The following is a 7,577-nucleotide window of genomic DNA, read 5'->3' as shown; positions in this document are numbered from 1 at the left end:
GGATCCAGCGGTAACACCAGTTAAAGATCCAGCTAACTTAACAGATGCAGAAAAAGCTAAGGTAGCAGAAGAAGTTAAGAAAGCTAACCCAACAGCGAAAGATGTTGAAGTAGGTAAAGATGGAACAACAACAGTAACCTTCCCAGATGGCAGCACAGCCGTTATTCCATCAGGTGATACAGTTAAGAAATCAGACGATAAAGTCGTTAAAGATCCAGCGGTAACACCAGTTAAAGATCCAGCTAACTTAACAGATGCAGAAAAAGCTAAGGTAGCAGAAGAAGTTAAGAAATCTAATCCAAGTGTAACAGATGTTAAGGTTGGTAAAGATGGCACAACAACAGTGACTTACCCAGATGGCACAACAACCGTTATCCCAGCAGATAAGACAGTTAAGAAATCAGACGATAAAGTCGTTAAAGATCCATCAGTAACTCCAGTTACAGATCCAAGCAACTTGACTGACGCTGAGAAAGGTAAAGTAGCTGAAGAAGTTAAGAAATCTAATCCAAGTGTAACAGATGTTAAGGTTGGTAAAGATGGCACAACAACAGTGACTTACCCAGATGGCACAACAACCGTTATCCCAGCAGATAAGACAGTTAAGAAATCAGACGATAAAGTCGTTAAAGATCCATCAGTAACTCCAGTTACAGATCCAAGCAACTTGACTGACGCCGAAAAAGCTAAGGTAGCAGAAGAAGTTAAGAAATCTAACCCAACTGCGAAAGATATCAAGGTAAACAAAGACGGATCAGTAGTTGTAACCTTTAAAGATGGTACTAAAGCTGTTATTCCAGCAGATAAAACAGTTAAGAAATCATCTGATAAAGTTAAGGAATCAGATGGAGTTAAGAATCCATCAGTAACTCCAGTTACAGATCCAAGCAACTTGACTGACGCCGAAAAAGCTAAGGTAGCAGAAGAAGTTAAGAAATCTAACCCAACTGCGAAAGATATCAAGGTAAACAAAGACGGATCAGTAGTTGTAACCTTTAAAGATGGTACTAAAGCTGTTATTCCAGCAGATAAAACAGTTAAGAAATCATCTGATAAAGTTAAGGAATCAGATGGAGTTAAGAATCCATCAGTAACTCCAGTTACAGATCCAAGCAACTTGACTGACGCCGAAAAAGCTAAGGTAGCAGAAGAAGTTAAGAAATCTAACCCAACTGCGAAAGATATCAAGGTAAACAAAGACGGATCAGTAGTTGTAACCTTTGAAGATGGTACTAAAGCTGTTATTCCAGCAGATAAAACAGTTAAGAAATCATCTGATAAAGTTAAGGAATCAGATGGAGTTAAGAATCCATCAGTAACTCCAGTTACAGATCCAAGCAACTTGACTGACGCCGAAAAAGCTAAGGTAGCAGAAGAAGTTAAGAAATCTAACCCAACTGCGAAAGATATCAAGGTAAACAAAGACGGATCAGTAGTTGTAACCTTTGAAGATGGTACTAAAGCTGTTATTCCAGCAGATAAAACAGTTAAGAAATCATCTGATAAAGTTAAGGAATCAGATGGAGTTAAGAATCCATCAGTAACTCCAGTTACAGATCCAAGCAACTTGACTGACGCAGAGAAAGCTAAGGTAGCAGAAGAAGTTAAGAAATCTAACCCAACTGCGAAAGATATCAAGGTAAACAAAGACGGATCAGTAGTTGTAACCTTTGAGGATGGAACCACAGCCGTCATCCCAGCTGATAAGACAGTTAAGAAATCAGATGGTTCAGTAGCAGTTAATCCAGCTACAAACCAAGATTCACCTGCTCAAGCACCAGCTAAGAAAGCAGGAGCGAAAGAATTGCCAAATACTGGTACAGAACAATCTAGCGCTTCACTTGCTTTAGCACTTCTTGCAGCAGCGACAGGCGGACTCCTCTTCGCTAAAAAACGCGAGGAAGAAGAGTAAGAAATTACTCAAATAAAGCAAAACTGAGAATCTCAATTCTATGAATTTGCTAGAAAAACCGTAAGAAGAAATTCTTACGGTTTTTTTGGGCTCTTTTCTACCATTTGTCAAGTATATCGTAACCGCCCCATAACAGAGTATATTGAATCTAGAACAGGACACTAAGACTGCTAAAAATATTTCTAGAAATTAGTTTGACTTTCCTAATCGATTTGTTCATACCTTATTTCAATCTACTATAACATCTGGAGAGGACAGTTGTTGTTCTCTCCATTTTTATATTCAGAGATAGAAGGATTTGTTGAAAAACTAAAAGATAAAACTATAAATCTCAGTAAAAAATATTTACTAAAATTTTTTAATACTGTTAAATAAGTTGTATGAATATAAAAACGGATAAATCTCTCATAGCAGGGCTGAAATACATCACTAGATGGATGTTTGTTCCTTTAATTCTATTTCTTAAAGAATTACTAAGTTTGCGATAAGAGATGTAAAAAAATAATAAATTTAGTTCGTATAATATATTTTTTAGTAAAAAGTAACCGCTAACACTTGATTTTTATAAATATAGTGATATACTAAAATTTAAGAAAAAGTAAAAAGGAGATTACTATGAAGTTTCATTTTAATGAGCGTCAACGCTTTTCTTTACGTAAGTATAGTTTTGGTTTAGCCTCTGTTCTTTTAGGAACTGCCTTCTTTTTGAGTGGACAAGTTGCTAGTGCTGATGAGGTAAATGTTTCAGAAACATTGCTCACCTCCGTAGTATCTGTTAGTCCAGAAAGTTCAACAAGTACATCGGAATCTTCAGTACCAAGAATTTCTGAATCAAAACCTACAGTAGCAGATAAGTCTGCTCTATCACTAGAAACTGCCGATTCAAAATCAACAGTAGAAGATAAAGCTGTTGTAACACCAGAAACAACTGAAGTTTCTTCAGATTCTGAAAAACCTGTAATCGAGAGTCCAAAATCTGAAAAGTCAGAAGCACCAGCGAAAGAATCGAGTGAAGAAACGGCGAAAGCAACTGAAGTTAAAGCTGAAGTTGCTGAAAAAGACGATAAGTCTACTGACAAAGCTCCAGCTGAAGTTGCTGACAAAGATGATAAGTCTACTGATAAAGCTCCAGCTGAAGCACGCCGTTCAACGCGTACACGTCGAGCTACTTCAGAAGATAAACGAGAAGTATCTAATTGGAGTGAGTTTGTTTCAGCCTTAGAGGATGAAAATGTAAGCGAAATTACTGTTAATGGTGATATCGTAGCTCAAGGTGACAATGGTAACACAGATAGCCGAAATCCTGGTTCTGTAGACCGTAAAACTACCATTAGTGCACAATCTCGTGCAGTTACTATCCAAGGTAAGGACGACAATGCTCGTCTTGAACTCTTGTCACACACCTTGGAGTTGACTGGAGCTAGCTGGGAACTAAATCTTAAAAACCTTAAAATAGCGACTGCTAATTCTAAAGGTCCGATTGATTTATCAAGTACCAGTGGGTCAAATACAGTAACCTTTGAAAACGTGACAAGTGTTGGTTCATCACTTTATGGTGGTGGTGGTAACACCCATGTTGTTATCAAAGGAACTACAACTTCAACAGTTAGTGACAGTTATCAAGCTGCAAATGCTCAAACTCAACACGTACAACGGAATGTCGGAGCTGCAGGTCATTCAGACCAACGTCGTGAGTCAAATATTCACGATGCTAAATCTGTAACAGTTGCTGAGGGAGCTAGTTTAACGCTTAATCGCTCTTCTCAAGGTGATGCTATTACTTTTGAAAGTGGAGCTAAGGTCAGTGTAAAAGATAAAGCTAGTCTTACTATCAACATGAACACTGGCAATGGATCCGAAAATGCTCGCTACCACAATGCTGGTATTTTTATGGCTGATAGTGGTACCGTAGAAACTGGAAAAGGCTCTAGGTTAGTCTTAAATACTAGTATCGGTCAAGGGATTTCAATTGGTGTAAATCGTCCAGCTGATGGTATCACTGATAAGGAACGTTACGGTGGTTACGGTGCAGGTAACAACGGTCGTAAAAATGGTCCTAGCCGAGTTCTTATTGGCGAAGAAGGAACATTTGAATTTAACGGTCGTGACGGTATTATGATGGGGAATCACTCAGAACTTGTCACAGGTCAAAATTCCAAAGTTCGCTTTGAAAATAAAGGTCGTGGCGTTGCCCTTGATTTCGGAAATGATTCAAGAGTAGTCTTTGGAAAACATTCTACAAACACCTTCCATTCTGTAGGAAAAGGACCTAAGAGCGGCGGAGGTCCTTCTGGTAGTTATGACGGATATAACTATATCGGTCTAAATGAGAATGGTAAGATTCTTGTAGACGAATTTGCAACTTTCCGTGTTCAAATGGATAATCGTGGCGATAATCACTATGACGATGTTATTTCCCTTGATTCTCGAAATGGTCGCAAGAGTGAACCAGTTTTTCAAGCTAATAAGGGTTCTATCGTAGATATCCGAGATGATAATACGAACTACTATGCTGAGTTGATCTCAGTAGCATTGGGAGCTAGTACAAACACTTATTTCCAGTTTAATAATCCGCTATATGTTTCCTTTATGAGATACACAAAATCAGATGGTACATCAGCAGGTGAAATTACTGGAAAACTACCAATAACTATTCCTCAAGGGAACAATCCACAGGATATTGGCCACGGAAATATTCTTTATATCTCAAATAAATTAGAAGCTTCAGGGAACCGAGTCGAATTTAATGGTCCAACAAATAATGCAGGTGTTGGGACCTATACGGTTTATTCCATGAACAAGGATGGTAAGGATGCACAAAGTCACAATAAACAGAGTTCTGTTTGGATGAATATCCAGGGTGGATCTATGTCCATTGCTGGTTTCCAAAATAATAGGGCACACATAGAACCTGCTAATGCCACATCTGTACCAACAGGTTCTTCGACTGGGGGAGTTGTTGCCACAGATAGGACTTATGGTATTGACCCGGTAGGTGATAACCGTCAAAATATTTGGGTATCAAATGGTTCTAAAATCAACCCGACTGGTGTTCATAAAAATGTCATCAAATATGTGTACGAAGATGGAACTCCACTTAAAGTAGACAAAGACGGAACTCCAGTTGCTAAAGATAAAGACGGAACTCCAGTTAAAGATGTTATCCAGTCATCAGATTGGAAGCGTACTTTGGATGTCTCTATTGACCAAGAAGGCTTTAAAGAGATTTTAAAAAATTCAAGTGTCAGCAATGGTGATGAATTCTTAGCAGCCTATAGTAAAGCGAAGTATCACATTTCTGATATTGATGGAGATAACATAGCTGATACAGGCTGGAAAGAAGACGGAACAAATTCTGGTACCTATAATTATGGTACTATCGTTTCGCCAAAACTAAAAGGCTATAAACCAGAAATTCTATCAACTAATGTTCCAGGATTAGAAGCTGGGGCTAAAGCTGATTCAGTTTCTGTTTCATATGATTCAAGCAATGCAACAGACACACTTATTGAAGCTCAAGCAGGTAAACGCACCGTTTCAGAAACTTATTGGCGCAATATTGTAGCTAAGTCTGATTTGGGTACATACGAAACAGTCGTTGTCTATAAGCAACCAACACAATCAGCTATTATTAAATACATTGATACAAGTGCTAATAATAAGGAATTAGCAAAAGATGAAGTTTCTGGTAAATCGTATGAAGCCATTAACTACTCAACTGCAGCTAAGATTGCTGATTTTGTTAATAAGGGTTACAAGCTTGTAGAAGATGGTTTCACAAACTCAACTGAAGATCAAAAGAAATTTGATAGTGATGCATCAACAGATCAAGAATTCGTAGTTAAGTTAGCACACGATGTAACTCCAGTTGGACCAAATAACCCACATAAACCAACAGAGCCAATCAATCCAAATGATCCAAACAGTCCAAGATACCCTGCGGAAAATCAATGGAAGAAAGATGTAATGTCAACTGTTCATTATGTGGTATCAGACGGTAAGGCAACTGCCCCAGCTGACAATGTTCAAAATGCACAATGGACACGTACCTTAAAACTTGATAAGGTGACAGGTGAAGTTCTTAACCCTACTGAACTATGGACAGCGAATAAGACGGATTATGCTTCAGTTCCAACACCAGGATTGACAGGTTACTACGCTGATAAAGGAAGTGTTGCTTCTAAGACAGTCACTCAAGAAAATCTTGAAGAAACTGTAACTTACAGACCACTTGGAAAATTGGTTCCAAAACCAGAGACACCAAAAGATCCGAACTTCCCATCAACACCAGAAGTGCCGTATCCAAATGATCCAAACGATCCAACGAAACCAGGTAAACCAGTTGTGCCTAATGTACCAGGCTACAAACCATACTTGCCAGATCCAAACGATCCAAGTAAACCAGGTCAACCAGTAGAACCAGGAAAACCAATCACCCCTGAAAATCCAGGAAAAGATACGCCGATTATCTATGTACCAAAAACTAATGATGTGACGCAACCAACAAAACAAACTGTTAAGTACACAAGTACAGATGGTAAAGCTCAGGTACCTTCAGATAAGATTCAAAATGACTATACTTTCACAGGTAAGAAGAATCAAGCTGATGGTACAACAACATGGACTGAAAACAGTCATACTTACGGTAGGGAAAGTGTTCCAGTAGTTTCTGGTTACTACGCTGACAAGTCTGAAGCAGGTAGTAAAACAGTCACTCCAACCAATCCTAATGCTGAAGATGTTGTAACTTATAAACCACTTGGTAAGATTATTCAAGTAGATGAATCAGGAAATGTTATTCCAGGTTCAGTATCTAAGACTTATGAAAATAACCCATTGAATCCTAAAGAAGCAGCAGAAACTAAAATTCCAGATGCACCAACAGGATATGTGATTAAGGAGGAACAACCACAAGCATGGGGTTACAATATTGTTGATAAAACTATTGAACCAAATGATGAAAGTGATCCAGATCGAATTTCACAAGATACGAAGATTGTTTATGTTAAGGCAGACCAAAAAGCAGTGATCAAGTACGTTGATCAAACAACAGGTCAAACCCTTGCCAATGATCAAGTCGGTGGTAAATCAGGTGAGGCAATCAACTACTCAACTGCGGACAAGATCAAGTATTATGAAGATCGTGGTTATGTTCTCGTTAGCGATGAGTTCCCAACAGGTGCCCACTTCGATAACGATGCTTCAGTCGATCAAACATGGACAGTAACCTTGAAACATGGTGAAACACCTGTTGGACCAAACGATCCACATAATCCAACAGATCCAATCAATCCAAATGATCCAAACAGTCCTAAATACCCTGCGAAAGATCAATGGACCAAAGATGTAACATCAACAGTTCATTATGTGGTATCAGACGGTAAGGCAACTGCCCCAGCTGACAATGTTCAAAATGCACAATGGACACGTACCTTAACACTTGATAAGGTGACAGGTAAAGTTCTTAACCCTGATGCACCATGGGCAGCGAATAAGGCTAACTACGCTGCAGTTCCAACGCCAAGTTTGACAGGATATTACGCTGATAAAGCAAGTGTTGCTTCTAAGGCAGTTACTCAAGAAAACCTTGAAGAAACTGTTACTTACAAACCACTTGGAAACTTGGTTCCAAAACCAGAAACACCAAATGATCCAAACTTCCCAT

Annotated in this window: 2 protein-coding genes; both read left to right on the top strand. The window is 38.7% G+C overall.

Annotated features, from left to right (window positions below):
- Positions 1–1,912, top strand: a 1,912-nt coding sequence (locus QM374_RS10415; protein ID WP_414311701.1) for an LPXTG cell wall anchor domain-containing protein, incomplete at its 5' end; no start/stop codon positions are given.
- A 615-nt stretch (positions 1,913–2,527) separates the two neighbouring features.
- Positions 2,528–7,577 (top strand): mucin-binding protein (locus QM374_RS10410; protein WP_414311700.1); only part of this gene is annotated, 5,050 nt, incomplete at its 3' end.

This window comes from Streptococcus infantis, from assembly GCF_047465525.1.
GTDB classification, from domain to species: Bacteria; Bacillota; Bacilli; order Lactobacillales; family Streptococcaceae; genus Streptococcus; species Streptococcus infantis_R.
Note: the sequence above shows the minus strand (reverse complement) of the source record. Positions and strands in the feature narration are given on the sequence as shown.